The sequence below is a fragment of the Desulfobotulus sapovorans DSM 2055 genome, from assembly GCF_059569355.1.
This window is the reverse complement of record NZ_JCANVJ010000002.1, coordinates 12,554-36,548: the sequence shown is the minus strand read 5'-3', so window position 1 is coordinate 36,548 and position 23,995 is coordinate 12,554. Positions and strand designations below refer to the sequence as shown.

21 protein-coding genes are annotated in these 23,995 nt (G+C 54.7%); 14 read left to right on the top strand and 7 right to left on the bottom strand.

Going from position 1 to position 23,995, the window contains the following annotated elements; all coding sequences use genetic code 11:
- Nucleotides 1-16: 16 nt before the first annotated feature.
- Entirely contained in the window at nt 17-1,429 is a 1,413-nt protein-coding gene (gene lpdA, locus BR04_RS02880) for a dihydrolipoyl dehydrogenase (protein ID WP_496354481.1), read from the top strand.
- A 198-nt stretch (nt 1,430-1,627) separates the two neighbouring features.
- Here the strand turns inward: lpdA and BR04_RS02875 are convergent, their stop codons facing one another.
- The 3 genes from BR04_RS02875 to BR04_RS02865 are packed head-to-tail and all read right to left on the bottom strand — an operon-like array spanning nt 1,628 to nt 3,795.
- Entirely contained in the window at nt 1,628-2,134 is a 507-nt protein-coding gene (locus tag BR04_RS02875; RefSeq protein ID WP_496354480.1) for a bifunctional nuclease family protein, read from the bottom strand.
- A 19-nt stretch (nt 2,135-2,153) separates the two neighbouring features.
- Nucleotides 2,154-3,515, bottom strand: a complete 1,362-nt coding sequence (miaB, locus tag BR04_RS02870) for a tRNA (N6-isopentenyl adenosine(37)-C2)-methylthiotransferase MiaB (RefSeq protein ID WP_496354479.1) — start codon at nt 3,513-3,515, stop codon at nt 2,154-2,156.
- A gap of 19 nt (nt 3,516-3,534) precedes the next feature.
- Entirely contained in the window at nt 3,535-3,795 is a 261-nt protein-coding gene (locus BR04_RS02865) for a DUF4911 domain-containing protein (RefSeq protein ID WP_496354478.1), read from the bottom strand.
- A gap of 347 nt (nt 3,796-4,142) precedes the next feature.
- Here BR04_RS02865 and BR04_RS02860 point away from each other — a divergent pair, with 347 nt between their 5' ends.
- The 4 genes from BR04_RS02860 (at nt 4,143) to BR04_RS02845 (ending at nt 7,761) form a co-directional block, all read left to right on the top strand.
- Nucleotides 4,143-4,553 (top strand): bacteriohemerythrin, encoded by a 411-nt coding sequence (locus BR04_RS02860; protein ID WP_496354477.1) that lies wholly within the window; start codon nt 4,143-4,145, stop codon nt 4,551-4,553.
- Between the two features lie 138 nt (nt 4,554-4,691).
- Nucleotides 4,692-5,354, top strand: a complete 663-nt coding sequence (locus tag BR04_RS02855) for a PspA/IM30 family protein (RefSeq protein ID WP_496354476.1) — start codon at nt 4,692-4,694, stop codon at nt 5,352-5,354.
- A complete protein-coding gene (locus tag BR04_RS02850) occupies nt 5,354-6,001 on the top strand; it encodes a YqiJ family protein (RefSeq protein ID WP_496354475.1) in 648 nt (215 codons plus the stop codon). The genes BR04_RS02855 and BR04_RS02850 overlap by 1 nt, the downstream gene beginning before the upstream one ends.
- Nucleotides 6,002-6,027: 26 nt before the next feature.
- On the top strand, nt 6,028-7,761 hold the full coding sequence (locus BR04_RS02845) for a flotillin family protein (protein ID WP_496354473.1): 1,734 nt from the start codon (nt 6,028-6,030) through the stop codon (nt 7,759-7,761).
- Nucleotides 7,762-8,280: 519 nt separating this feature from the next.
- Here the strand turns inward: BR04_RS02845 and BR04_RS02840 are convergent.
- The 3 genes from BR04_RS02840 to BR04_RS02830 all read right to left on the bottom strand — a co-directional run bounded on the left by BR04_RS02840 (nt 8,281) and on the right by BR04_RS02830 (nt 12,794).
- A complete protein-coding gene (locus BR04_RS02840; RefSeq protein WP_496354472.1) occupies nt 8,281-8,826 on the bottom strand; it encodes an NADPH-dependent FMN reductase in 546 nt (181 codons plus the stop codon).
- A gap of 159 nt (nt 8,827-8,985) precedes the next feature.
- Nucleotides 8,986-11,061, bottom strand: coding sequence for a 6-phosphofructokinase (locus BR04_RS02835; RefSeq protein WP_496354471.1), 2,076 nt, complete (start codon nt 11,059-11,061; stop codon nt 8,986-8,988).
- Nucleotides 11,062-11,216: 155 nt separating this feature from the next.
- The gene (locus BR04_RS02830; protein WP_496354470.1) at nt 11,217-12,794 is read right to left on the bottom strand and encodes a sensor domain-containing diguanylate cyclase; all 1,578 of its coding nucleotides are present in this window, start codon (nt 12,792-12,794) and stop codon (nt 11,217-11,219) included.
- 271 nt (nt 12,795-13,065) lie between these two features.
- Between BR04_RS02830 and BR04_RS02825 the strand changes: the two genes are divergently transcribed.
- The 7 genes from BR04_RS02825 to nifD all read left to right on the top strand — a co-directional run bounded on the left by BR04_RS02825 (nt 13,066) and on the right by nifD (nt 20,550).
- On the top strand, nt 13,066-13,797 hold the full coding sequence (locus tag BR04_RS02825) for an amino acid ABC transporter ATP-binding protein (RefSeq protein WP_496354469.1): 732 nt from the start codon (nt 13,066-13,068) through the stop codon (nt 13,795-13,797).
- Between the two features lie 54 nt (nt 13,798-13,851).
- A complete protein-coding gene (gene ftsY, locus BR04_RS02820) occupies nt 13,852-14,964 on the top strand; it encodes a signal recognition particle-docking protein FtsY (protein WP_496354468.1) in 1,113 nt (370 codons plus the stop codon).
- Between the two features lie 652 nt (nt 14,965-15,616).
- The gene (locus tag BR04_RS02815) at nt 15,617-17,023 is read left to right on the top strand and encodes an ammonium transporter (RefSeq protein WP_496354467.1); all 1,407 of its coding nucleotides are present in this window, start codon (nt 15,617-15,619) and stop codon (nt 17,021-17,023) included.
- Nucleotides 17,024-17,158: 135 nt separating this feature from the next.
- Entirely contained in the window at nt 17,159-17,983 is an 825-nt protein-coding gene (gene nifH, locus BR04_RS02810; protein ID WP_496354466.1) for a nitrogenase iron protein, read from the top strand.
- 159 nt (nt 17,984-18,142) lie between these two features.
- Complete coding sequence (locus BR04_RS02805; RefSeq protein WP_320358316.1) at nt 18,143-18,499, top strand: P-II family nitrogen regulator; 357 nt, start codon at nt 18,143-18,145, stop codon at nt 18,497-18,499.
- The gene (locus BR04_RS02800; protein WP_496354465.1) at nt 18,496-18,876 is read left to right on the top strand and encodes a P-II family nitrogen regulator; all 381 of its coding nucleotides are present in this window, start codon (nt 18,496-18,498) and stop codon (nt 18,874-18,876) included. The genes BR04_RS02805 and BR04_RS02800 overlap by 4 nt, the downstream gene beginning before the upstream one ends.
- Before the next feature lie 36 nt (nt 18,877-18,912).
- On the top strand, nt 18,913-20,550 hold the full coding sequence (gene nifD / locus BR04_RS02795) for a nitrogenase molybdenum-iron protein alpha chain (RefSeq protein WP_496354464.1): 1,638 nt from the start codon (nt 18,913-18,915) through the stop codon (nt 20,548-20,550).
- 51 nt (nt 20,551-20,601) lie between these two features.
- Here nifD and BR04_RS02790 read toward each other — a convergent pair whose 3' ends face one another.
- Nucleotides 20,602-20,904: a hypothetical protein gene (locus BR04_RS02790; protein ID WP_496354463.1), complete on the bottom strand. Its 303-nt coding sequence runs from the start codon at nt 20,902-20,904 to the stop codon at nt 20,602-20,604.
- A gap of 26 nt (nt 20,905-20,930) precedes the next feature.
- Between BR04_RS02790 and nifK the strand changes: the two genes are divergently transcribed.
- Nucleotides 20,931-22,307, top strand: a complete 1,377-nt coding sequence (nifK, locus tag BR04_RS02785; RefSeq protein ID WP_496354462.1) for a nitrogenase molybdenum-iron protein subunit beta — start codon at nt 20,931-20,933, stop codon at nt 22,305-22,307.
- A 326-nt stretch (nt 22,308-22,633) separates the two neighbouring features.
- Nucleotides 22,634-23,989: a nitrogenase iron-molybdenum cofactor biosynthesis protein NifE gene (gene nifE / locus BR04_RS02780; RefSeq protein WP_496354461.1), complete on the top strand. Its 1,356-nt coding sequence runs from the start codon at nt 22,634-22,636 to the stop codon at nt 23,987-23,989.
- The last annotated feature ends 6 nt before the right edge of the window (nt 23,990-23,995 follow it).

Genomic DNA, 23,995 nt, shown 5'->3' with positions numbered 1-23,995 from the left:
AAATTTGGAGAGCACCATGAGCGTACGCATCGCTGTTGTAGGGGCAGGCCCTGGAGGCTATGTGGCGGCCATTCGCGCAGCCCAGGCCGGAGCCGACGTCACACTGGTGGAAAAGGAAGCCCTGGGAGGCACCTGTCTGAACTGGGGCTGCATTCCTTCCAAGGTGATGGTCAGTGCCGCAGCCCTGATGCAGGAGATACGTCATGCCTCCCGTTTTGGTATTGAGCTGGAACGTGCCCCCCGGCTCAATATGGAGGCTTTGCAGACCCGACAGGCATCCGTCATCCTGACCCAGCAAAAAGGCATTGAATCCCTGCTCAGGCACCATAAAATCAGGGTGGTCTATGGAAAGGCCCGCATTGAAAAGGAAGGCCTGCTTTCCATCACCTCTGGGGAAAGCCGGGAAACCCTGGCATGGGATCGTCTGATTCTTGCCCCGGGAACCCGGCCGGCAAGCCTTCCTTCTCTTCCTGTAGACGGCATATTCTGCCTTTCTTCCAACGATTTTCTGCGCATGAAATCCCTGCCCGCATCCGCCGTCATCCTCGGAGCCGGTGTGGTGGGATGTGAATTCGCCTCCATTCTTTCCGGTCTCGGCTGCAAGGTTGACCTTGTGGAAATGGCAGACCGCATTCTGCCCCTCCCTGATCTGGACCCCGGAGCCTCCAGACTGCTGATGCGGGAATTCAAAAAGCGGGGAATCGGTCTGCATACGGGTAAAAAAATCGTCTCCATGGAACAGAAACATCAGGGACTGCGCCTTGAGCTGCAAAAGACTGCGGCTCCGGAAACCAGCGGAGAAGAGATCCATGCCGACTGCCTGGTTCTCTGTGTCGGACGCAGCCCCAATACCGAAGATCTGGGCCTTGAAACCCTGAACCTGCAAACGGACGCCAGGGGCTATATCCCGGTAAACGACGCCATGGAAACCGCTGTTCCGGGTGTCTTTGCCATTGGGGATGTCACAGGTCCCGAAAGAGTCATGCTGGCCCATGTGGCCTCCATGGAAGGGGATGTGGCAGCAGAGAACGCCATGGGCGGAAAACGGCTCATGGATTACAGCGCCACGCCTTCGGCCATCTTTACGGAACCGGAGGTCGCTTTTGTGGGATTGTCTCTCGAAAAGGCCAGGGCGAAAGGTCTCACCGCACGCAGTACAGCGGTGCTTTTCCGCAGCATGGGAAAGGCCCATGCCACGGATGCCCTCTCCGGTGAGGCCATCATGGTGACAGAAGAGGGAAGCGGCAGGATTGTAGGCTGTCATCTGGTGGGACGTCATGCCACAGAACTGGTGGCGGAAGCGACCCTGGCGGTGTCCAGGGGGCTGAAGCTGAAGGATCTGGCCGAAACCCTGCATGCCCATCCCAGCTTCAGCGAAATTTTCAGCGAGCTGGCCTTTAAGGGAACGGGAAGGGGACTCCATGGATAAGCACTCCTGACAGCTTTTCCTGTGCTTTCCAGTTCATAGTTCTGAAAATTTTTAGGGAGCGCCCGCATCCCGCAGGCGCTCCCGGACAAATCCTGAAACCCTGTCCCCGATATGGAAAAGCCCTATACTTTCCTCTTATCCTCTTGCTGCATAAAACCCATTTATTGATATACCACATGAGATCGGATGCCATGGCACTCAGGCATGGCCGAAGCTTTCAGGATCGGTTCCTTCAAGAACATGGGACCATCTCTGGCCTTCCTCACTGGTGTCCACAGCCTCCCCCATGGGAGCCTCCAGGGTCTGCCCCGCATGATGCCATTTCTCCCATACCCGGTCATCCATGAATACCGGAACGGAAAACCTCAGGGCAAGGGCTACGGCATCACTGGGCCTTGCATCCATATAAAAGGAGTCTTCCGTATCCGATCCCAGATAAATTCTGGCAAAAAAGACGTCCTCCTCCATATCCACCACCTCAGCCCTGAGCATACGATACCCGGTTTCACGGATAAATTTTGCAAAGAGATCATGGGTAAGGGGCCGTGTCTGGGTTTCCTTCCGCAGGGCAGCCACAATACTGGCAGCCTCAAAATGCCCGATCACCAGAGTCACCGCCTCATCCCCATCGCTTCTCTTCAGAACCATAACGGGTTCATGGCTTTCCGGATCCAGACTCAAACCGACAATTTCCACACGAAACACAACAAACCTCCTCTCATCATCACAGGCTCGAATTCACGGGCAGGCAGGTTCCCAGAAGCGAATGCCCGAGGGCCCGGTCAATGCGAACCTGAATGCATGTGCCAACGGGGGAGTCCATTCCTTCGGGCAAAAGGGCATGTACCACCTTGTTGCCCTGGGTACGGCCCGTAAACCGCTCCCTTTCCAGTGCTGTCTCCAGTTCCATACGCCTCTGATTCTTCCCTTCCACCAGCACTTCCACAGTTCTGCCCACCCAGGCCTCATTTTTTTCCCGTGTGATGGCATCCTGGGTCTTAAGAAGGCTGGCAAGGCGGCTGCGTTTTTCTTTTTCCGGCACCTTGTCACCAAAACCCGCAGCCTTGGCATTGGGCCTGTCCGAATAGGCAAAGGCAAACACACCGTCATACCGGACGGTTTCCACAAGGGAAAGGGTGTCCTCAAAATCTCCAGGGCTTTCTCCGGGAAAGCCGACAATCATGTCCGTACTCAAACTGATATCCGGGCAGACTTCCCTCAGCCGGGTGATACGCTCCAGATAATGTTCCCTGCTGTACTTGCGGTTCATGCGGGAAAGCACAGCCGTGGAGCCGGACTGCACAGGCAGGTGCAGGTGACGGCAGAGTGTGGGAATATGGGCAAAGGCCTGAATCAGGCCATCGGAAAGATCCTTGGGGTGAGAGGTGGCAAAACGCAGACGCAAAAGCCCTTCCACATCCGCTACCCGCCGCAGCAGTTCCGGAAAGTCCGGGAGCCCCTCCTTTTTACCGTAGCTGTTCACATTCTGCCCCAGAAGGGTGATCTCCCGTACTCCGGAAGCCACCTTGCGCCGTACTTCCTCCACAATGACTTCCGGAGGACGGCTCATCTCCCGGCCCCGCACATAAGGGACAACACAGTAAGTGCAGAAATTATCACATCCCCGCATGATGGTAACAAAATCCGAAATCCCGGAAGCGCTCCCCGGTTCCTCCGGATGACTTTCTTGAAGCCCCTCGTGCATCTCCACATCCACCACCCGGACACCCTCCGCCTGTACCCTGCCGACGATTTCAGGCAGACGCCAGATGGCATGGGTACCCAGCACAAAATCCACATAGGGAGCACGCGCCAGAATTTTTGCCCCTTCCTGCTGTGCCACACAGCCTGCCACACCAATGCGGAAATCCGGCCTTGCGGCCTTGATGGCCTGAAGACGGCCAATGAAGCTGAAGGCCTTGTCTTCGGCCTTGGCCCGGATGGCACAGGTATTGACCATCACAAGATCCGCATCCTCCGGCCTCTCCACCGGAGCGTAGCCCATGGGCGCAAGAAGACGGTAAAAAAGATCGGAGTCATAGGTGTTCATCTGGCATCCGATGGTAAAAACATAAAAAAACTTCATTTTTTCCCCCAAAACGTACTCAGACAGGACACAGGACGGTGGAAAACCCCATGGAGATCACCTCCCCTTCCGTGAAGGGAGTAAGTGGTGTTTCCGAATCAAGGGATGCGATGATTTCCCGCACAAGCGGAGTGCACCCCGGAGCGATACGTACCATCACAAGACCCCGTTCCCCGTCCAGTGTGGTCAGTGCGGCTATGCCGTCATACGCTTCCAGCAGAAACCGTAAAAAACCGATCTCCCTTTTATCCATTCCAAAAAACAAGGCTTCTGTTTCCACCTTCTGATCCTTTGATGACGGTATCCGATAAGAATTCCGCATGAAATAAATAAAAAAACGTTTGAAAAACAGACGATTAAATATCCACCTCCCCCGAGATAGGCATTCTGGCCTGTGTTTTCATCTCCCAGGCTTTGCCGGAGCCAGAGCTCACCGGACAGGGATGCTATCATAATGGCCTGAAAAAGCATTGCAATCTTTTTTCCGCAAAAACGCCGTAACAAGACCGGCGGAAAGAAAAACAGCAGCTTCCGGATCCGGAATTTTTCAGACATGGATTGCCGGGCCATCCAAAAGTCTGATATAGAATACGCGTATCTTAAAAAACTTCTTTCAGGAGGCCGCCCGTGTCCCACCCCTTTGCATGGCAAGCGGATTACGCCATTGGTGATCCGGAAATCGACGCCCAGCACCGCATGCTCTTTGATCTGGCCAACCGTATTGTAAGCCTCATGGATCCCCAGCGAAGTTTTTCCGAACTCAAAGCTTCTATTCAGGCTCTGATGGACTATATCCGGGTTCATTTTGACGCAGAAGAAGAACGGATGCGGGAATGGGGCTATCCCGACCTTGCCTACCATACCGGGCTGCACGCCACCATCCGTCAGGACATGATCAGGCTCCTCAAAGAAAGCAAAAATCTTGAAGAACTGAAAAAGGATCTGGATCTCCTCATGTCCCAGTGGATTCTCGTCCATATTCTTCAGGAAGACAGCAAGCTCGGTCTTTTTTACCGCAAAAACATTGTGCAGCCCTGAACATGCGCCGTACATCAGCATCCCCCCTTTTCATTATCCGAAAACACGCCTCTGGCGTCTCGGAAGTCAGGATCACAGTTTCGTCCGTAACAGCACCAAAAATCCCCTGAAAATCCCGCATTCGGGAAGGAGGAAAACATGGGTGAAAGTATCGGAAAACGGGTTACCCGCCTTGTCAGCGCCAGTATGAACAGCCTGGTCGCATCCTTTGAGAACACCGCACCGGAAAGTCTGATGGAAGAAGCCATCCGGGAAATGGATACGGTGATGGAGGAAGCAAGGGCAGAACTGGGCCGTCAGCTGGCCCAGAAGCATCTGGCGGACAAACGCCTCAGTGAAGAAAAAAGCAAACACGAGGCCCTGAGCGCACAGATTGAGGTGGCGGTCTCCCAGGGAAGGGATGATCTTGCGGAAACGGGGATTGCCGAGCAGATGGACATTGAGGCACGGATTCCCGTTCTGAGTGCTTCCATTGAGGCCTGTGGCAAAAGGGAAAAAGAGCTTGAGGGCTTCATTCAGGCTCTTCAGGCCAAAAAACGGGAAATGCATTCGGAAATCCAGGCCTTCCGCAAGGCCCGGACAGAAGAGGGGGGCAGTCTTCCCTCCCCGGAGTCCCCTTCCCTGGATGCCAAAGCGGAAAAGGCAGGCTCTCTTTTTGACAGAATCCTTGAAAACGCCTCCGGTCTTCCCGGACGGAACCGGCATACGGGGTCTGCGGCAAAGCTTGCCGAACTGGAGGAGCTTAGTCGTAAACATGCCATCGCCGAAAGGCTTGCAGCCCTTAAAATGGAAAAACCCTGATGTGGGAACATCTTGCCTCAACTGAAAATCTGCTGTTTTCCCTCTCCCTTGCCCTGATGCTCTTCATCGGCATTCTGGAAGGGCTTGCGGCCCTGGGTGGCATGAGCGGCTCTTCCGTACTGGACAGCTTCCTCCCGGATGCGGATGTGGGCCATGTGGACACCGGCCTTGGCAAACTTCTCGGCTGGCTCAGAATCCGGGAAGTGCCCGTTCTCATGCTGCTGGTACTTTTCCTGGCCAGCTTCGGAACTCTGGGGCTTTTTTTTCAGTCAGGCCTCAGATCCCTTACAGGCCATTATCTGCCGGGATGGATTCCGGCCATTCCCGTACTTTTTTTAAGCCTCGGTCTGACCCGCTTTTTCGGCGGCATCCTCCGCCGCATCCTGCCCAAAGACGAAACCCGCGCCGTTTCCCGCACAAGTCTCATCGGTAAGGTGGCTGTCATCACCCTGGGTACGGCCAGCAAGGGACAGCCCGCAGAGGCCAAAACCCGGGATGAGCATGGCCAGACCCACTATTTTCTTGTGGAACCGGACAATGCGGATGCCGTCTTTAACATGGGCGAGGAGGTTTTGCTCGTATCCATGCAGGATCATATCTACAAGGCCATTGCCAACCCCAGTCCCCTTCTTTCCGATCTTCCCTGATCCCCATCAACAAAAGGAGTCCATCCATGACAGAATTTTTCTTTCTTGCAGGTGTGCTGGTCACCGTCGGCTTTATCCTTTTAATCCTCCTTGCCCGTCTTTACAAAAGGGCCACCAAGGAAGTCTCCTTTGTCCGCACGGGCTTTGGGGGCGAAAAGGTCATCGTGGACGGCGGTGCCATGGTGCTTCCCGTACTGCATGAAATCATTCCCGTGAACATGAACACCCTGCGCCTTGAAGTCCGCAGGGCTGCGGAACAGGCCCTCATCACCAGAGACCGTATGCGGGTGGATGTGACGGCGGAATTTTATGTGCGGGTGAAGCCCATCAGCGAATCCATCGCCAACGCTGCCCAGACCCTGGGCCTTAAAACCATGAACCCAGCAGAGCTGAAAGAACTGGTGGAAGGCAAATTCGTGGATGCCTTAAGGGCTGTTGCTGCGGAAATGGCCATGGAGGAACTGCACGAAAAACGGGTGGATTTTGTGCAGAAGGTGCAGCAGGTGGTGTCCGAGGATCTTTTAAAAAACGGCCTGGAGCTGGAATCCGTGTCCCTCACCGGCCTGGATCAGACCGCCTTTGAGCACTTCAACGCCCAGAACGCCTTTGATGCCGAAGGTCTCACCAAACTCACCGAAGCCATTGAATCCCGCCGCAAGAAACGCAATGACATCGAGCAGGAAACGGATCTCGCCATTCGCCAGAAAAACCTTGAGGCCGAGCGGGCACGGTTCCAGATTTCCCGCGAAGAAGAATATGCACGGCTGGAACAGGAACGTGAGGTGTCCATCCGCAAGGCGTCCCAGTCCGCAGAAATCGCCCGGGAAGAGGCTGAGAAGAAGCGCGAAGCCCAGGAGGCACGCATTGCTTCCCAGCGGGAAATCGACCTGAAGCAGATTCTTTCCGAACGGGATATCGAAAACGAAAAAATCCAGAAGGAACAGTCCATCAAGGCCATGGAGATCGCCAAATCGAGAACCCTGGAACAGGCGGAAATCGAGCGGCGTAAGGCTGTGGAACTGGCCGAACAGGAAAAGGCCATTGCCGTTGCCCAAAAATCCCGCGAGGAATCCGAAGCCAAGGCGGAAGCCGACCGGGCCAGGGCTTTGGCGGTAAAGGAGGAAGAAGGGGTCATCACCGTCCGGGATACGGAAAGGGCGGAAAGGGAAAAACAGGTGGAACTGGTACAGGCCCGTCAGAAGGCGGAAAAGGAAGCCATCCAGCTCACCGTTACCGCAGAAGCCCAGAAAAAGGCGGCCATCGATCAGGCCGAGGCTCTGCGTCTTGCGGCCCAGGGGCATGCGGACAAGGAACGCCTGGAAGCAAAGGGCAAGGCAGATGCGGAAATGCTGCTGGCCGATGCCGCAGCCCGCAGATACGCCGTGGAAGCCGAAGGCAAGCAGGCCCTCAACACCGCAGCCAACCTGCTCTCACCGGAACAGGTGGCCATGGAGGTACGCCTTGCCCTGATCCAGCATCTGCCGGAAATCATTGCCCAGAGTGTGAAGCCCATGGAACAGATCAGCGATATCCGCATCCTTCAGGTGAACGGCCTCGGGGGCAGTGGCAGCGGACAGGCAGGCGAAGAGGAAAGCGGCAAAGGCTCCCTTGCGGATCAGGTGGTGAACAGCGCGCTCCGCTACCGCGCCCAGGCCCCTATTCTGGATTCCCTGCTGGCGGAAATCGGCATCAGACCCGGAGACATCAACGGACTTACGGAAGCCTTAAAGGGGGGTACACAGCAGACGGGACCGGCATAACATGCTCTGGATGCCTTTCTGATCTTACCCGTATTTTTTCCCTGTAACGTTTAAGATTTTTCCCCCCTCCCACCTGAAAATGGGTGGGGGGGAGGACTGAAGCCCATGACAGCGCAAGGCCTGGATCTCTTTTTATCCGACAGAACACCCCTGAAAATCCCCACGGTAAGTATCAAGACAGATATCACCTGAAACCTGATTTTTTCAGGCAGTTTCAAGGCAGGATTTCTCCATAGGAAACCCCTGCTTTTTACCTGGATTCAGGATTTTGATTAAACTACAGGACATCTACTTTGTCCTTCCGATCCCCTGCTACTAAAAAGTTCATTTTCCACTCGACATAGATAAAAATGCCTGATTGTTGTGATCAGACCTGAAACAGCGGATGCTTTGTCGGGTTGGTTTCTGTCTTATTAGTAACAGATCCGCCCATCTTCAGGAAATTCTACAACTTCCCTCCAGGATGGGCGGATCATCAGAACCTTCATAAGGACTGGAGCAATTTCCATTACGCTCCGCTTACCGGAGCTTCAGCGTCCAGACCTTCAGGGCTTCAAGAAGTTTTTTCACCTGCTTCTGCAAGCGCTCATCCACCAGATCCCCTTCTCCGTCAAAGCCTCCTGCAAAAGCGTTGCAGAAAACTTCCGGCCCGTTGAGGACATGAAGATTGAGAAAAACACAGACCTGTCTGAGATGGTACTGGGCCCTTGCCGTCCCCATGCCTCCCCCTGCTCCCAGGATGGCTGCGGGTTTTCCGGAAAGAAGGCGGTTTTCCGGCTCACGGGATGCCCAGTCCAGGGCATTTTTCAGGGCGGGTGCCATGGAGTAGTTGTATTCCGGGCAGGCCAGAAGCAGGGCCTCCGCCTTCTCAAGCTGGGTGAGAAAACGCAGAACGGCTTCGGGTTTTTCCTTGATGTCACTGTTGTAAAAAGGAATTTCAGACAAATCCGCAATGGAAATTTCCATCCCCTCCGGAGCCTGAGTCTGGGCATACCGTAAAAGCCCCATATTGGTGGACTGTTTCCGCAGGCTGCCACAGATGCCAAGTACATGAATCTTTTCCATACCTGTCTCCTTTTTCTGTCTGTTGATCCATACCCCTTTTACCGGGCATGAAAGCGGATGTACGGTAACGCACATCGCATGAACATCAAAAGAATGCCTTCAGGCCATGACCCCGGTAAGGCCCAAAACACCCATCCGGAAGGACATGGGGCCAGCCCCTCAGCTCACCCCGTTCAAGAGCAGGGTCAGGGGCTTTGTTTTCTCACCTTCCATCCAGATGGGATCCGGCCCACGGCAGGGGTCTTCATCAGAAGAGGCGCCCAGCCAGCTTTCCTCCATGGCCTTGAACAGGAGAAAGGCCCTTGAGTTCACATCCACCACCTTTTTTTCCATGACCAGCACCATCTTCCCCTTACGCTCTTCCAGATGCATGAGGCTCGCCAGGGGAATCCCCATGGGCTCCCAGGCCTCCACATCCTTTTCGAGATTCCGGATCACCGCCATCTGACCCGTTGCTCCCCCTGCCAGCAGGGCAAAGACCGTTCGTCCGAGGTTGTAGGTGTAATCGCAGTCAAAGGGACTGGGGTCGGATCCCCTGCCATCATACCCGTAAAAATGGGGCTGCATGCGGAACTCCGGCTCTGATTGGCGGAATACCTTCACAAGGGGGGCGGGAACAGGCTGATCCGGGCCCAGCAGTCTGGCCTTTTCCAGAGCCAGCCCCAGGGTCTTGACGGAGATGAGCTCTCTGCGGACAAGGAGGGCTTTCCCCTGCTCTTCCCAGTTCCGGAACAGCACAGGGCCAAAGCGTTCCGGATCATATCCGGATCGGGAAAGGGTTTTCTCATACCAGTCCCGCTCAATACCCATCTTGTAAATTCCCTTTTCCTTCAGAATCCCAAGGTAGTCCTTGACAAGGCCCATGAGAATCTTGTCCGTCTCCACCTGGGAAAATTGAAAATTTCCATGGCTGTCCCGCTCCGTCAGCAGGCCTTCCTTGAAAAATGCCGGGATATCATCAAAAAATTCATCATCCCGTTTGTTCCACACGGAAATGGTGTTCTTCTCTTCGGCCTCCCTGGCCATGCGGCGCAGGTAATCGATCTTGTTTTCCAGGGTGGGAAGGGCTTTATGGAAAGAGTTGTCGTGGGTGCGGTTGTATTCCGCCATGAGGGTGGAGAGCTTGATGATCAGCATCTGAATCTCGTTGATGAATTCAAGGAGTCCCTCGGGAATCACCAGCACCCCGTAGTTTTTTCCCGCAGCAGCCCGGCGCACAATGGCATCACAGATCATACGGGAAAGGTGACGCAGGGTCATGCCGTAGGCCGTATAGTCCGTTTCCCCTCTGGCACTGGCCGCCTCAAGTCTTTCCTCATCCACAAAATCCGCCAGCTCCTCACCGATCAGGGTCAGGGTCGCATGGGTCTGGAGTGCCGTTTCCAGGGCCAGATGGCTGGCCACCCTGCCCATGACCTTGCAGATATGCCAGTACTTCACATCACTGGACGCATCGGTGCAGAGGTTGGCAATGTCCCGTGAAAAGGCCAGGGCAGCGGTATGGAATCCGAAACTCACCGCACAGAGGTTCTGTCCCCGGCTGTCCTGCACCTGAATATCGCCATCGATGGTTTTGGGAACCCCGATGACCTGTATGCCGTCCGCAAGCAGGGCCTGGGCCAGAAAGGCCGCATTGGTATTGGAGTCATCCCCTCCCACAATGACAAGGCTGTCGATGCCGAGAGCCTTGCAGCTTTCCCTGGAAAACCTCACCTTTTCTTCCGAGTCGATTTTGGTTCTGCCCGTATGGATCATGGAAAAACCACCACGGTTGCGGTACCTGTCCACCCGGTCCGCCGTGATGGGAATGCCCCGGCCCTCAATCACTCCCTCAGGCCCCATGAGAAAACCAAAAACCTCATTTTCAGGGTTGGCCTGTTTTGCCGCATCAAACAGTCCTGCAATGACATTGTGTCCTCCCGGTGCAGGCCCTCCGGAGAGTACGATACCGATTTTCCGTTTTCTGAGACAGGCTTTCGCCCCGTCACTGTCCTCTTTCACCCTCACAATGCGCTGCACAGGATTTCCGGCAATACCGGGAAGCTGAATCCGGGTTTCGGCATGACGCTCAAAATGAAAGGTATCCACCTCTTCAAGCGCCGTACTTTTTCCCTGCAATACGGAGCAGACAGCGGGTTGATAGGCCATCCGCCCTTTCGTTTCCAGGCTTTTTCCATTCAGAAGGTTCTGAACTTCAGGTTTTTTCAGATACTCCGGGATCTCCTGAAAAGCCATGCTGTCACCCTTTCTTCATTTTAAAAAATTCCGTCTGCCAGTCCAGGCAGGGGCAGGTTCCATAAAAATCCCTTTCGCCTGTCAGGGAACAGGGGAAAGGGAGGGTCATATACTGTAACGGAAAGATCAGTTCTCTGACGGAATCATGACCGCTGTTATACCACAATAGTCCGGTTACGGCCCGTGTTTTTGGCATCGTACAGGGCCTTGTCCGTACGGGCAAACATCACATCATATCCCGTATCGTCCTGACGTACCGTTGTACCGCCCACGCTGATGGTAATCTGCACTTTTTCTTCTTTATGGTAAAACGCAATGGACTCCACGGCCATCCGGATTTTTTCACCCGTTTCCAGGGCTCCCTTTTCACCCGTTTCCGGCAGCACCACGATGAATTCTTCTCCGCCGAAGCGGGCCAGAAAATCACTGCCTCTTAAAACAGGCCGGACTTTTTCGATGATGGCCTTCAGACATTTATCCCCCACATCATGCCCATAGGAATCGTTTACCTTTTTGAAGTGATCCACATCGAACATAAGCAGGGAAAAGACGGTTCCATAGCGTTTAAAACGATCCATCTCCTCGTTTACATGACGGTCATAGGCCCTGCGGTTGTAGGCGCCGGTAAGGGGATCCCGCAGAAGTTCCGCTTCCAGGATTCGGGATTTTTCATTGACACGGACAATTTCATCCCGCATCTGAAAAAGACCTTTCTGCATGGTCTTGTACCGCGTTTCAGATTCTTCTTTTCTTTTCTCGTCTTCGGACTGTTTCCGGGCCAGCACTTCCTGAATGGTATTGAGCCGGGAAACCACCGCATCCTTCAGTTCTGCAAGGGTTTTGGCAAAATTGGCCTTGTGATCCAGATCCTGAAGATGACCTGCAAGGTTTACGGAAAAGGTTCTGCTGGCATCCACATCCGCCGTCATCTGCTGCATGAAGGCGGAAAGCACCAGTTTTTCCATGTCCTCCAGACGACCGGCAATTTCCCGTATCACGGCAGCAGCAGCTTCCCGCTCATTCTGCATGGTGGCGACATAGTCGGATACAAGATCAATGATATCCCTTCGAACCAGCAGAAAATCATCGATATTGCCCGCTTCCTGAAGGGTCTCATTGATTTTCCGGATTCTTGGAGAAAATCCCGCATCGAGGTTCAGTCTCAGATTGTCCGTAATTTCCTGAAAAGATTCCCTCAGGGTTTCCAGCAGGGAAGAACTGTCCGGGCGGGTATCTTTGAAAAGACGGCGAAAAAATCCTTTTTTCTCGTCCCTCTCTTCCTCACAGCTGGAAGCCGCCCGAAAAGCCTGATCCTTCAGCTCGGCAAAGGCCTTTTCGAGAATGGCAAGCCCCGCATTTTCCCGCACCAGTTTCCGGAAACGGTTGCTCGCCGCCTCCAGTTCCGCGTCACAGCCCGTACGCTGCATTTCCGCAAAAAGCAGAAGGGTTCTGCGATAAAAACGATCCGTTTTCTGAAGCTTTTCCTCGAGAAAACCGTGATCCTTGAGGAGGGTTTCTTTTTGATGTCTGAGACGCTCATAACGGGCTTTTAAATCCGCATCTCCCGGAGAAACACGGGAAAAGGTTTCCGCATTCAGAGCCTCCTGCCGGGTCAGCATGTCCGTAAGGGCATCGGCACTCAGGGGGATTTTCTTTTCCGCCATCTCCCTTAAAGCCGCGATGCAGGATCTTGAGACCAGGTTCAGAAAAAGATGATAATCTTTTGTTTCCATAGTATTCCCCATCCACAGACGCTTGAGGGCGGGATAATATTCTCCAGCCTGAATCCAGGGCAAAATACGCATCAGAACATTCAGAACACATACCCTGTCTTTCTAGCGGATTTCCAGAAAAACTTCCATGCAAAAGGTTTTCCCAGCCATCTTCTTTTTTGAAAAGTTTACTTCTCCTTGGCATGGGAATCTGCTACCTTAGCGCCGAATTCCGGAAAAACCGGGGTTCTTTCAACAACCCCTGAGTCTTGAAAAGGAAAACGGCTGCCCGATGATTTCCGTTAAAAATATCTTTAAAACCTTCCATGTTCCCCACAAGGTCTATGCCCTGAAAGATGTTTCCTGCGAGATTGCCCAGGGTGAGGTGGTGGTGGTAATCGGCCCTTCCGGATCGGGAAAAAGCACTTTCCTGCGCTGCCTGAACCAGCTGGAAAAAGCCGACAGCGGGCATATTGTCATTGACGGCCTTGATATCCTGGATCCTGCCACCAACATCAATGCGGTGCGGGAGGAAGTGGGCATGGTTTTCCAGAGCTTCAATCTCTTTCCCCACAAAACCGTTCTGGAAAACATCCGTCTCGCCCAGGAAGTGGTGCGCAAAAGGCCCAAAGAAGAATCCATGGAAAAGGCTTACAACCTTCTGGATAAAGTGGGAATCCGGGACAAGGCCCATGTCCATCCCGGGCAGCTCTCCGGAGGGCAGCAGCAGCGGGTGGCCATTGCCAGGGCACTGGCCATGGATCCCAAAGTCATGCTCTTTGATGAACCCACGTCTGCACTGGATCCGGAAATGGTCGGTGAAGTTCTGGACGTTATGAAGACCCTTGCCAGGGAAGGCATGACCATGGTGGTGGTCACCCATGAAATGGGGTTTGCCCGTGAAGTTGCGGATCGGGTGATTTTCATGGATATGGGGGAAATCATTGAAGTCGGGACACCGGAGCATTTCTTCAAAAATGCCAGAAATGAGCGGGCACGCCTCTTTCTCAGCCAGATTCTCTGATTTTTACGCCTTTCATCATTTTCACGTCCTTCAGAAGAATGAGGAACGATACACATGGGTTTTTCCCTTTTCGGTAAAAAGAAAACCGCCAAAGACAGTGCCATCCAGGAATCTGAAAAACCGAATGTTACCGACCTGCCGGATACCCCGGACAGCGCAGAAGTACCCCCTCAGGGAGACACTTTCTGTGAATCCCGGCAGGAAGAACAGATTCCCGGAGAAACAGCCCCCCGGCCCCAGGCAGAGGCTAAAGCCTCCAGGGGACTTTTTCTGCGCCTCAGGGAAGGACTTTCCAAAACCCGGGAGCTGCTGACAACGGATGTGGATGATCTTCTTCTCGGTCGTAAACTGGATGAGAATCTCCTTGAAACCCTGGAAGAAAATCTCATCACCGCAGATCTCGGCGTGGAAAGCAGCCTTGCGATTGTAGAACGTATCCGGGGAGTGCGGGGGCGGGTGCAGAGTGCTGCGGATCTTAAAAAGATTCTTAAAGAGGAAATCTTAAGGGAAATGGCCTGGGAGGCCCCGACCCAGACAGACCTTCCCTGCCCTTCTGCTTCTCCCCATGTGCTGCTGGTAGTGGGGGTCAATGGTGTGGGGAAAACCACCACCATCGGCAAACTGGCCGCTCTCCATACCCGAAAGGGCAAAAAGGTACTCCTGGCCGCCGGGGATACCTTCCGGGCCGCAGCCGGTGAACAGCTGGCCCTCTGGGCAGAACGCAGCGGTGCAGGGCTTATCCGCCACAAGGACAATTCAGACCCCGCATCCGTGGCCTATGATGCCCTGGACGCGGCCCTGGCCCGCAAGGCCGATCTTGTCATTGTGGATACGGCAGGTCGGCTGCACAACAAGGTCAACCTCATGGAAGAACTGAAAAAAATCCGGCGTACCCTTGACAAGCGTATGCCCGGCGCTCCCCATGAGACCCTTCTCGTTCTCGACGCCACAACGGGCCAGAATGCCCTGCGTCAGGCGGAAATCTTCCATGAAGCCGTTGGACTCACCGGTCTCGTCCTCACCAAACTCGACGGAACGGCAAAGGGCGGTATCGTCATTGCCATACAAAAGCATCTGGGCCTTCCCATCCGATACATCGGTGTGGGGGAAGGACTGGAAGATCTCCAGCCCTTTGATCCGGAAAGTTTTCTGGAAGCCATGTTCTGATACGAAAAAATTCTCCTTCCCTGATTCCGGAATATCCCCCTTTTTTTTTACTGATCATCCCCTGGCTTCGGCTGTTGTTCCCATGCTCCAGCGTGGGAACGCAGCAGGGCCACTTCTGCGTTCGTTGTTGGTATCCCCAGAGGAATCCACTCCGCCCCGTCCATCCGTGACAATCCGCGTACATCACACCTGCGTAACATCCATTTTTATAGCATCCATCCCTGAAATAGCGGCTTCGCTGAAGAGCTGAGACGGTACAGGCCACAGCGGCCTGTACGTTCAGTTATCGTTCCCATGCTCCAGATGAGTGTCACGCTGTAAGAGAACATCCTGTACCTGTTTTGACCTCTCAGGGAAAGGGCATGGAGGCAACGGCAGGATCTGAAGCGCCATGGCTGAGTCAGGATAGCAATCGACTATACATTTTTGTACGTGCCAGACAAACCATATACAAATTTGAAATACCGTAAACACAGTATCTGTTTTTTGAAAAACCAAATCGAAAAAATAAAAGTACAGAAAATCAATATTTTATAACTATAAAATTCAATTTTCAAAGAATGGCACAGCCCATGCATTATCCCAAGGGCAAGGATACAAGGGAAAAGCAAGGCACTTTTCCCAAACATCAACCCCCCAGGAGGAGATTCTCATGCGCTGGTTCATTCCCACATCCATTCTCATCGCCCTTGCAGCTCCGGCCCTTGCCGGTGATGTCGCCCCGGATCCCGTCACCAATGCCGAGGCCATTGCCCTCATTCAGGAACACGCCAATTTTCTCTGGACCCTCATTGCCGCCTGTCTGGTCTTTTTTATGCAGGCCGGTTTCGCCCTTGTGGAAACAGGCTTCACCCGGGCCAAAAACGCCGTGAACATCATGATGAAAAATCTCATGGATTTTTCCATCGGCTCTTTGATTTTCTGGGCCGTGGGCTTCGGCCTCATGTTCGGCCACAGCTTCGGTGGGCTGATCGGTACTTCCGGATTCTTTCTTTCCGATTTCACGGGTGAAGGATCGGAGTGGAACCTCGCCTTCTGGATGTTCCAGGTCGTCTTTGCCGCCACCGCCGCCACCATCGTGTCCGGTGCCATGGCAGAACGCACCAAATTTACGGGGTATCTTATCTATTCCATTGCGCTGACCGCCTTTATCTACCCCATCTTCGGCTCCTGGGCCTGGGGCTCCCTGCACAATGGCGGCGGCTGGCTGGAAGCCCTTGGTTTCATCGACTTTGCAGGCTCCACCGTGGTGCACTCCGTAGGCGGCTGGGCAGCCCTGGCAGGTGCCATCGTCCTTGGCCCGAGACTCGGCAAATACACGGCAGATGGCCGCATCCGGCCCATCCTCGGCCACAACATCCCTCTGGCAGCCTTAGGCGTTTTCATCCTCTGGCTGGGCTGGTTCGGATTCAATGCAGGCTCCACCACCACGGCAGATAAAAGCATTGCCCTCATCTTTGTAAACACCAACCTCGCCGCAGCAGCGGGAGCCGTAGCCGCCATGGTCATCTCCTGGATCCGTTTCGGCAAACCGGAAGTCGGTATGAGCTTAAACGGTGTCCTTGCCGGTCTTGTGGGCATCACCGCAGGCTGTGCCAATGTAGGCCCTGCCGCTTCCATCCTCATCGGCCTTGTGGCAGGTGCCCTGGTTGTCTCTTCCGTCCTCTTCTTTGAAAAAATCCGCATTGACGATCCTGTGGGTGCCATCTCCGTCCATGGCGTATGCGGTGCCTGGGGTACCCTGGCCGCAGGACTCTTCAATACCGGCGGCACCAGTCTGACCATGATCGGCATTCAGCTCATCGGTATCCTGGCCTGCTTTGCCTGGGTCTTCCCCACGGCCTTCCTTACCTTCAAACTGGTGGATCTCACCATGGGCCTGCGGGTCAGCGAAGCCGAAGAAATGGAAGGGCTGGATTTCACGGAACATGGCGGCAATGCCTATCCGGACTTCCGGGCCAGTGGAGCGGGTATGTCCTTTGAGTCAGGAAAAGGTTCCGGTGAAAAACTTGCCCACAGTGCCTCCAGCACGGCCTTTGTCCAGAACAGAATGGCCTGAAATCCACAACCGGGCATCCCTGAAAGGGGTGTCCGGAACAGATGAAAGCAGCATCGCATCCCCCGGACACATCATGGCCGGCAACGCTTCTCCCCCGGCCATGCCCTTCTCATCTTTCATAAAGGAGTAAAGACCATGCGTAAGATCGCTATCTATGGCAAAGGCGGCATCGGCAAATCCACCACCACCCAGAACACCGTGGCCGGGCTTGCGGAAATGGGAAACAAGGTCATGGTTGTGGGATGCGATCCCAAGGCTGACTCCACCCGCCTTCTCCTTGGCGGGCTGGTACAGCGCACCGTGCTGGACACCCTTCGGGAAGAAGGGGAAGACGTGACCCTGGATGATGTACAAAAAGACGGTTTCTGCAACACGGTATGCACGGAATCCGGCGGGCCTGAACCCGGAGTGGGCTGTGCGGGCCGGGGCATCATCACCTCCATCAACCTTCTGGAACAGCTGGGCGCCTATGCGGACAGCCGGAACCTCGATTATGTCTTTTACGATGTACTCGGTGACGTGGTCTGCGGTGGGTTTGCCATGCCCATCCGGGAAGGAAAAGCCGAAGAAATCTACATCGTGGTTTCCGGAGAAATGATGGCCATGTATGCGGCCAACAACATCTGCAAAGGCATCGTGAAGTTTGCGGAAGCCGGTACGGTGCGCCTTGGGGGACTGATCTGCAACAGCCGGAACGTGGACAATGAAAAGGAAATGATTGAGGAGCTGGCCAAACGCTTAGGCACAAAAATGATCCATTTCGTTCCCAGAGACAATGTGGTGCAGCGGGCAGAGATCAACCGCAAAACCGTGATTGAGTTTGAACCTGCCAACGACCAGGCCAATGAATACCGCACCCTGGCGAAAAAGATCTCAGAAAACGATCTTCACGTCATCCCGACACCGCTGGCCATTGAAGAACTGGAGCAGCTCCTCATGGATTACGGGCTTGCAGGTTAAGTGTCCCTGATATACCGAAGCAAATGCCTTTGCAGAAACATTTAAGATCTGATCTGTCTGAATCTTTATTTTTTTACATGAAAAACCGGCCCTTGGCAGGCCCTAAATATTACAAAATCGTAACCTGAATCTGCGAGACCTAAAAAAGGAGAACCCCCCATGCACCTCATTAAAGCCATTGTCCGGCCTGAACGCACAGACCGTATTCTCTCCGACCTCATGGAAGCGGGCTTTCCCGCAGTAACCAAGTTCTCCGTGGTAGGGCGCGGCAAACAGCGGGGCATCAAGATCGGCGACATCACCTATGATGAACTTCAAAAAGACCTGCTCTTTACGGTGGTGAAGGATACGGACTGTGAATACGTCATCCGCACCATCATGAAGGCGGCCCGCAGCGGCGACAAAGGGGCCTTCGGGGACGGGAAGATCTTTGTCACCCCCGTTGTCGAAGCCTACACCATCAGCTCCGGTATCAAGGAAAGCCCGGACGGCGGCATGGAGGAGGTGCAGGTATGAAGGAAGTCATTGCCATCGTTCGCATGAACCGCATGAACCAGACCAAAAAAGCCCTGGTGGAGGCGGGTATCACCTCCATGACCGCGAAAGAAGTGCTGGGCCGGGGCAAAGGGATTGTGGACTTTTCCCTGCTCAAGGGGGCGGAAAAAGGGTTTGAGGAAGCCATCACCCAGCTGGGGGATTCCAGCCGCCTCATCCCCAAACGCATGATCTCCATCGTGGTGCCGGACGGCCTTGTGGAAAAGGTGGTTTCCACCCTGATCCGGGTCAACCGCACGGGAAAATCCGGAGACGGCAGAATCTTTGTCCTTCAGGCCAGAGAATCCATCCGCATCCGCACCGGTGAACGGGGAGAAGCCGTACTGGATGAGGTGTAGGGCCGCAAAATCCACCCCATAAAGAAGGAAACGACCATGAGCGACGAAAAAAATACGGCTGCAAAGCTGGAAAAGATAAAGGCCGAGATCCTCGCCAAATACCCCACCAAGGTGGCCCGGAAACGGGCCAAGCAGATTCTCGTCAACCGCAATGACAGCACGGGCAAGATGCCGGAGGTAGGGGCCAATGTGCGCACGGTTCCGGGCATCATCACCCAGAGGGGCTGTTCCTACGCCGGATGCAAGGGTGTTGTGCTGGGCCCCACACGGGACATCGTGAACATCACCCATGGGCCTGTGGGCTGCGGCTACTACTCCTGGCTCACCCGCCGCAACCAGACCCGGCCCGAATCCGATACCGCCGAAAACTTCATGAATTATTGCTTCACCACGGACATGCAGGATGAGCACATTGTCTTTGGGGGAGAAAAAAAGCTCAAACAGGCCATTCAGGAAGCCTTTGATCTCTTTCATCCCAAAGCCATCTCCGTTTTTTCCACCTGTCCCGTGGGTCTCATCGGCGACGATGTTCACGCCGTGGCCCGTGAAATGAAAGAAAAGCTCGGCATCAATGTCTTTGCCTTCAGCTGCGAGGGCTACAAAGGTGTCAGCCAGTCCGCAGGGCATCACATCGCCAACAACGGCATCTTCACCCATGTGGTGGGACAGGACGACACCATCGGCAAGGGGAAATTCCGCATCAACCTTCTGGGCGAATACAACATCGGCGGCGACTCCTTTGAGATCGAACGGATTCTCGATGCCTGCGGCATCAGCCTCGTCTCCACCTATTCGGGGAACTCGTCCATCGATCACTTTGCCAACTCCCACACGGCGGATCTCAATGCCATCATGTGCCACCGCTCCATCAACTACATGGCGGAGATGATGGAAACCAAGTTCGGGATTCCCTGGATCAAGGTGAATTTTATCGGTGCGGAATCCACGGCCAAATCTCTGCGCAAAATCGCCCAGTATTTTGAGGATGAGGAACTAAAGGCAAAGGTGGAAGAGGTGATTGCCGCGGAAATGCCAGATGTGAAAGCCGCCCTGGAAAAGGCAAAGCCCCGGTGTGAGGGCAAGCGGGCCATGCTCTTTGTCGGCGGTTCCCGCGCCCATCATTATCAGGATCTCTTCGGTGAGCTGGGCATGGAAACCCTTGCTGCGGGCTATGAGTTCGGCCACAGGGACGACTACGAAGGCCGCAGGGTGCTGCCCAGCATCAAGGTGGATGCGGATTCCCGCAACATCGAAGAGCTGCACATCACGCCGGATCCAAAACGTTACGCGCCGAGAAAGGATGAGGAAAGCCTGAAAAAGCTCGAAAGCGAGGGGCTGGCCTTCCGGGAATATGACGGACTCATGCCGGACATGAAGGAAAACACCCTGGTCATTGACGACATCAGTCAGTTTGAAACGGAAAGACTCATCGAAATCTTCAAACCGGATATCTTCTGTGCGGGCATCAAGGAAAAATACGCCATCCAGAAGAGCGGCATTCCCATGAAACAGCTCCATTCCTACGACTCCGGCGGGCCCTATGCGGGCTTTAAGGGAGCCATCAATTTCTATGGGGAAATCGAGCGCATGGTGAACGCCAAGGTCTGGTCCTTCATCACGCCTCCATGGGCCGCTGAACCTGAACTCTCCGCCAACTACGCCTGGGTTGCCTGAGAGGCCCGTGGCCCCCGTGGGAGTCGGAATCCTCCCCGCTCCCACGGGGGTTCAATTTTTAACGGTCACAAACCGCTCTTTGATTTGCTCCATGAAAAACAGAGAGGCACAAAGGGCCTTTGTTTGTGACGCAATCTTATTCGGGAGCTTCTTGCCCTGTGCGGAAGCGGCAAAACTTGTCGGCACAGGCAGCATGAATTCTGTGATTGGCCTAATGGCTTCAGGCAAGCTGCCTTTTGTGCCGACTTCGGACAGTTGCCGCTTCTTTTCGCACAGGCCTTCAAAGCTCTGATCCGAAACGATTGCAATGTCACGCACAAAAACCCTGTGTGCCTTCACGGCATCGTTCAGCATCCAACATTCAAGGAAAGGACATCCCCATGCTCCTCCGTCATACATCCGCAGAACCCGTGGAACGCACGGGACTCATGATCAACCCGGCCAAGACCTGTCAGCCCATCGGCGCCATGTATGCGGCGCTGGGTCTCCATGGATGTCTGCCCCACAGCCACGGTTCCCAGGGCTGCTGCGCCTATCACCGCTCCGCCCTCACCCGCCACTACAGAGAACCCGTGATGGCGGCCACCAGCTCCTTCACCGAAGGCGCTTCCGTCTTCGGCGGTCAGGCCAACCTTCTTCAGGCCATTGACAATATCTTCACGGTCTATGATCCGGAAGTCATTGCCGTGCACACCACCTGTCTTTCGGAAACCATTGGTGACGACCTCAACCAGATCGCCATCAAGGCAAGGGATGAAGGCAAAATCCCTGAGGGCAAATATGTGATCCATGCCTCCACCCCCAGCTATGTGGGCTCCCATGTCACGGGTTTTGCCAACATGGTGCAGGGCATGGTGAAGGCCTTCTCCGAATCCACGGGCAAAAGGAATGAAACCCTCAACATCATTCCCGGATACGTGGAACCTTCGGACATGGAGGAAATCAAGCGCATGGCAGGGCTCATGGGCCTGAAAACCATCGTCTTTCCCGACACCTCCAATGTGCTGAATGCGCCCCAGACGGGAAAATTCCGCATGTACCCCAAGGGCGGCGTGACGGTTGCGGAAATGAAGGCCACCGGAGACAGCAAGGCCACCATCGCCCTCGGCCCTCTGGCCTCCGATCTGGCGGCCCGCAAGCTGGATGCCCAGTGCAAGGTCCCCTGCCATACTCTGGAATTGCCCATCGGCCTTCAGGCCACAGACCGCTTTGTGGATACCCTGCGCAAGGTGGGCGGCGTCACTGTTCCGGAAAGCATTGCCGTGGAAAGAGGAAAGCTCCTTGATGTGATGACGGACATGCAGGCCTGGTTCTACCAGAAACGGGTGGCCCTTTTCGGCGATCCGGACTCCCTTGTCTCTCTGGTGGAGTTTCTGGTGGCCTTGGACATGCACCCCGTCCATGTGGTGACAGGCACACCGGGCAAGGCCTTTGAGCAGAAAATCCGGGAGCTCACCGCCCACCTTCCCGTACCCGTGAACGTCAAGGCCCATGGTGACCTTTTCCTTCTCCACCAGTGGATGAAAAAGGAGCCGGTGGATCTGCTCATGGGCAACACCTACGGCAAGTACATGGCAAGGGATGAGGATCTGCCCTTTGTGCGCTTCGGTTTTCCCATCTTTGACCGGGTGGGCCACAGCTATTTTCCAACGGTGGGCTACATGGGCGGCATCCGGCTCATGGAAAAGATTCTGGATGCCCTTCTGGATCGCAAAGACCGGGACAGCCCGGAAGAATCCTTTGAGCTGGTGATCTGAGATAAGAAGCTGAGCCTGCACAGCAAGGCCTGAAAGTGAGTTTTTACTGGTGCTGGGTATTGAGGCACAAAGGGCATTTGTTCGTGACGCAATCTTATTCGGAAGCTTTCAGGCCTGTGCGGAAGCGGCAAAAACTCGTCGACACAGGCAGGATACAGTCTTTTTTTCATAGCAGATTTCGCACGCTGCCCTTTGCGCCGACTCAGGCAGTTTGCCGCTTCTTTTCGCACAGGCCTGAGAAGCTTTTGATCCGAAACGATTGCAATGTCACTCACAAACACCCTGTGTGCCTTCCCATCCGCAGCCCGTACAGCAAAGGGGGACTTATGCCGAACCAAGGTTTTTCCATTCTGGAACAAAGAAAAAACGCCATCCATAAAACGGGTGAGGCTCCCTGCACCATGAGCTGCGACACCAAAAGCCTTGCAGGCTCCGTCAGCCAGCGGGCTTGCGTCTTCTGCGGCTCCAGGGTGGTGCTCTACCCCATTGCCGATGCCCTGCATCTCGTCCACGGCCCCATCGGCTGCGCCGCCTACACTTGGGACATCCGGGGTGCCCTCTCTTCCGGGCCAGAGCTGCACCGCTTAAGCTTTTCCACGGATCTTAAAGAAAAGGATGTGATCTTCGGAGGCGAAAAAAAAATGGAGGCCGCCCTCCTCCACCTCATTGAAAAATACGCGCCCAAAGCCGCCTTTGTGTACAGCACCTGCATCATCGGCATCATTGGCGACGATGTGGAGGCCGTCTGCCGCAAGGTGGAAGCCAAAAAGGGCATTCCCGTGCGGCCCGTCCATTCCGAAGGTTTCAAGGGCACCAAAAAGGACGGGTACAAGGCCGCCTGCACCGCCCTCTTCTCCCTCTTCGATCAAAAGGCTCTGCCCGCATCCCGCCCCCTTTCCATCAATATTCTGGGGGAATTCAACATCGGCGGCGAAGCCTGGATCATCAAAGACTATTACCGCCGCATGGGGATCGATGTGGTTTCCGTCATGACCGGAGACAGCCGGGTGGAGGAAATCATGAAGGCACCGGAGGCAAAGCTCAATGTGGTGCAGTGCTCCGGCTCCATGACCGGCCTTGCCAGAGACATGGAAAAGGCCTTTGGCATTCCCTTCATCCGGGTTTCCTATTTCGGTATCGAGGATGTGGCCAAAGCCCTTTACGATGTGGCTTCCTTTTTTGAAGACAAGAACCTCATGGAGCGTACCAAGGATCTGGTGCGGGAGGAAATCCGGGCCATCCTGCCGGAGATCCAGCGCTATAAAACGGATCTTCAGGGAAAAAAGGCCGCCCTCTATGTGGGCGGGGCCTTCAAGGCCTTTTCCCTCATCCGGGCGTTAGATGCCTTAGGCATGGAGGTGGTCATGGCAGGTACCCAGACGGGAGCCGGAGACGAATATGAGGAACTTGCCCGGATCTGCAAACCGGGCACCCTCATTGTGGACGATGCCAACCCTCTGGAGCTTTCCGCCTGCGTCGTGGAAAAGGGAGCCGATCTTTTCATCGGCGGGGTAAAGGAAAGGCCCATTGCCTTCAAGCTTGGCCTTGGCTTCTGCGACCACAACCACGAACGGAAAATCCCGCTGGCGGGCTTTGAGGGCATGGTGAACTTTGCAAGGGAAGTGCACGCCACCGTAACCAGCCCCGTGTTCCGTTTTTTTGACCGCAAGGCCCGACTATAAAAGGAG

Bases quoted from the DNA above. Each gene is read 5' to 3' on its own strand.
- lpdA (WP_496354481.1), top strand. From the start codon at position 17: ATGAGCGTACGCATCGCTGTTGTAGGGGCAGGCCCTGGAGGCTATGTG.
- miaB (WP_496354479.1), bottom strand. From the start codon at position 3,515: ATGAAGTTTTTTTATGTTTTTACCATCGGATGCCAGATGAACACCTAT.
- BR04_RS02855 (WP_496354476.1), top strand. From the start codon at position 4,692: ATGGGTGAAAGTATCGGAAAACGGGTTACCCGCCTTGTCAGCGCCAGT.
- BR04_RS02850 (WP_496354475.1), top strand. From the start codon at position 5,354: ATGTGGGAACATCTTGCCTCAACTGAAAATCTGCTGTTTTCCCTCTCC.
- BR04_RS02845 (WP_496354473.1), top strand. From the start codon at position 6,028: ATGACAGAATTTTTCTTTCTTGCAGGTGTGCTGGTCACCGTCGGCTTT.
- BR04_RS02840 (WP_496354472.1), bottom strand. From the start codon at position 8,826: ATGGAAAAGATTCATGTACTTGGCATCTGTGGCAGCCTGCGGAAACAG.
- BR04_RS02835 (WP_496354471.1), bottom strand. From the start codon at position 11,061: ATGGCTTTTCAGGAGATCCCGGAGTATCTGAAAAAACCTGAAGTTCAG.
- BR04_RS02830 (WP_496354470.1), bottom strand. From the start codon at position 12,794: ATGGAAACAAAAGATTATCATCTTTTTCTGAACCTGGTCTCAAGATCC.
- BR04_RS02825 (WP_496354469.1), top strand. From the start codon at position 13,066: ATGATTTCCGTTAAAAATATCTTTAAAACCTTCCATGTTCCCCACAAG.
- ftsY (WP_496354468.1), top strand. From the start codon at position 13,852: ATGGGTTTTTCCCTTTTCGGTAAAAAGAAAACCGCCAAAGACAGTGCC.
- BR04_RS02815 (WP_496354467.1), top strand. From the start codon at position 15,617: ATGCGCTGGTTCATTCCCACATCCATTCTCATCGCCCTTGCAGCTCCG.
- nifH (WP_496354466.1), top strand. From the start codon at position 17,159: ATGCGTAAGATCGCTATCTATGGCAAAGGCGGCATCGGCAAATCCACC.
- BR04_RS02805 (WP_320358316.1), top strand. From the start codon at position 18,143: ATGCACCTCATTAAAGCCATTGTCCGGCCTGAACGCACAGACCGTATT.
- BR04_RS02800 (WP_496354465.1), top strand. From the start codon at position 18,496: ATGAAGGAAGTCATTGCCATCGTTCGCATGAACCGCATGAACCAGACC.
- nifD (WP_496354464.1), top strand. From the start codon at position 18,913: ATGAGCGACGAAAAAAATACGGCTGCAAAGCTGGAAAAGATAAAGGCC.
- BR04_RS02790 (WP_496354463.1), bottom strand. From the start codon at position 20,904: ATGCTGAACGATGCCGTGAAGGCACACAGGGTTTTTGTGCGTGACATT.
- nifK (WP_496354462.1), top strand. From the start codon at position 20,931: ATGCTCCTCCGTCATACATCCGCAGAACCCGTGGAACGCACGGGACTC.
- nifE (WP_496354461.1), top strand. From the start codon at position 22,634: ATGCCGAACCAAGGTTTTTCCATTCTGGAACAAAGAAAAAACGCCATC.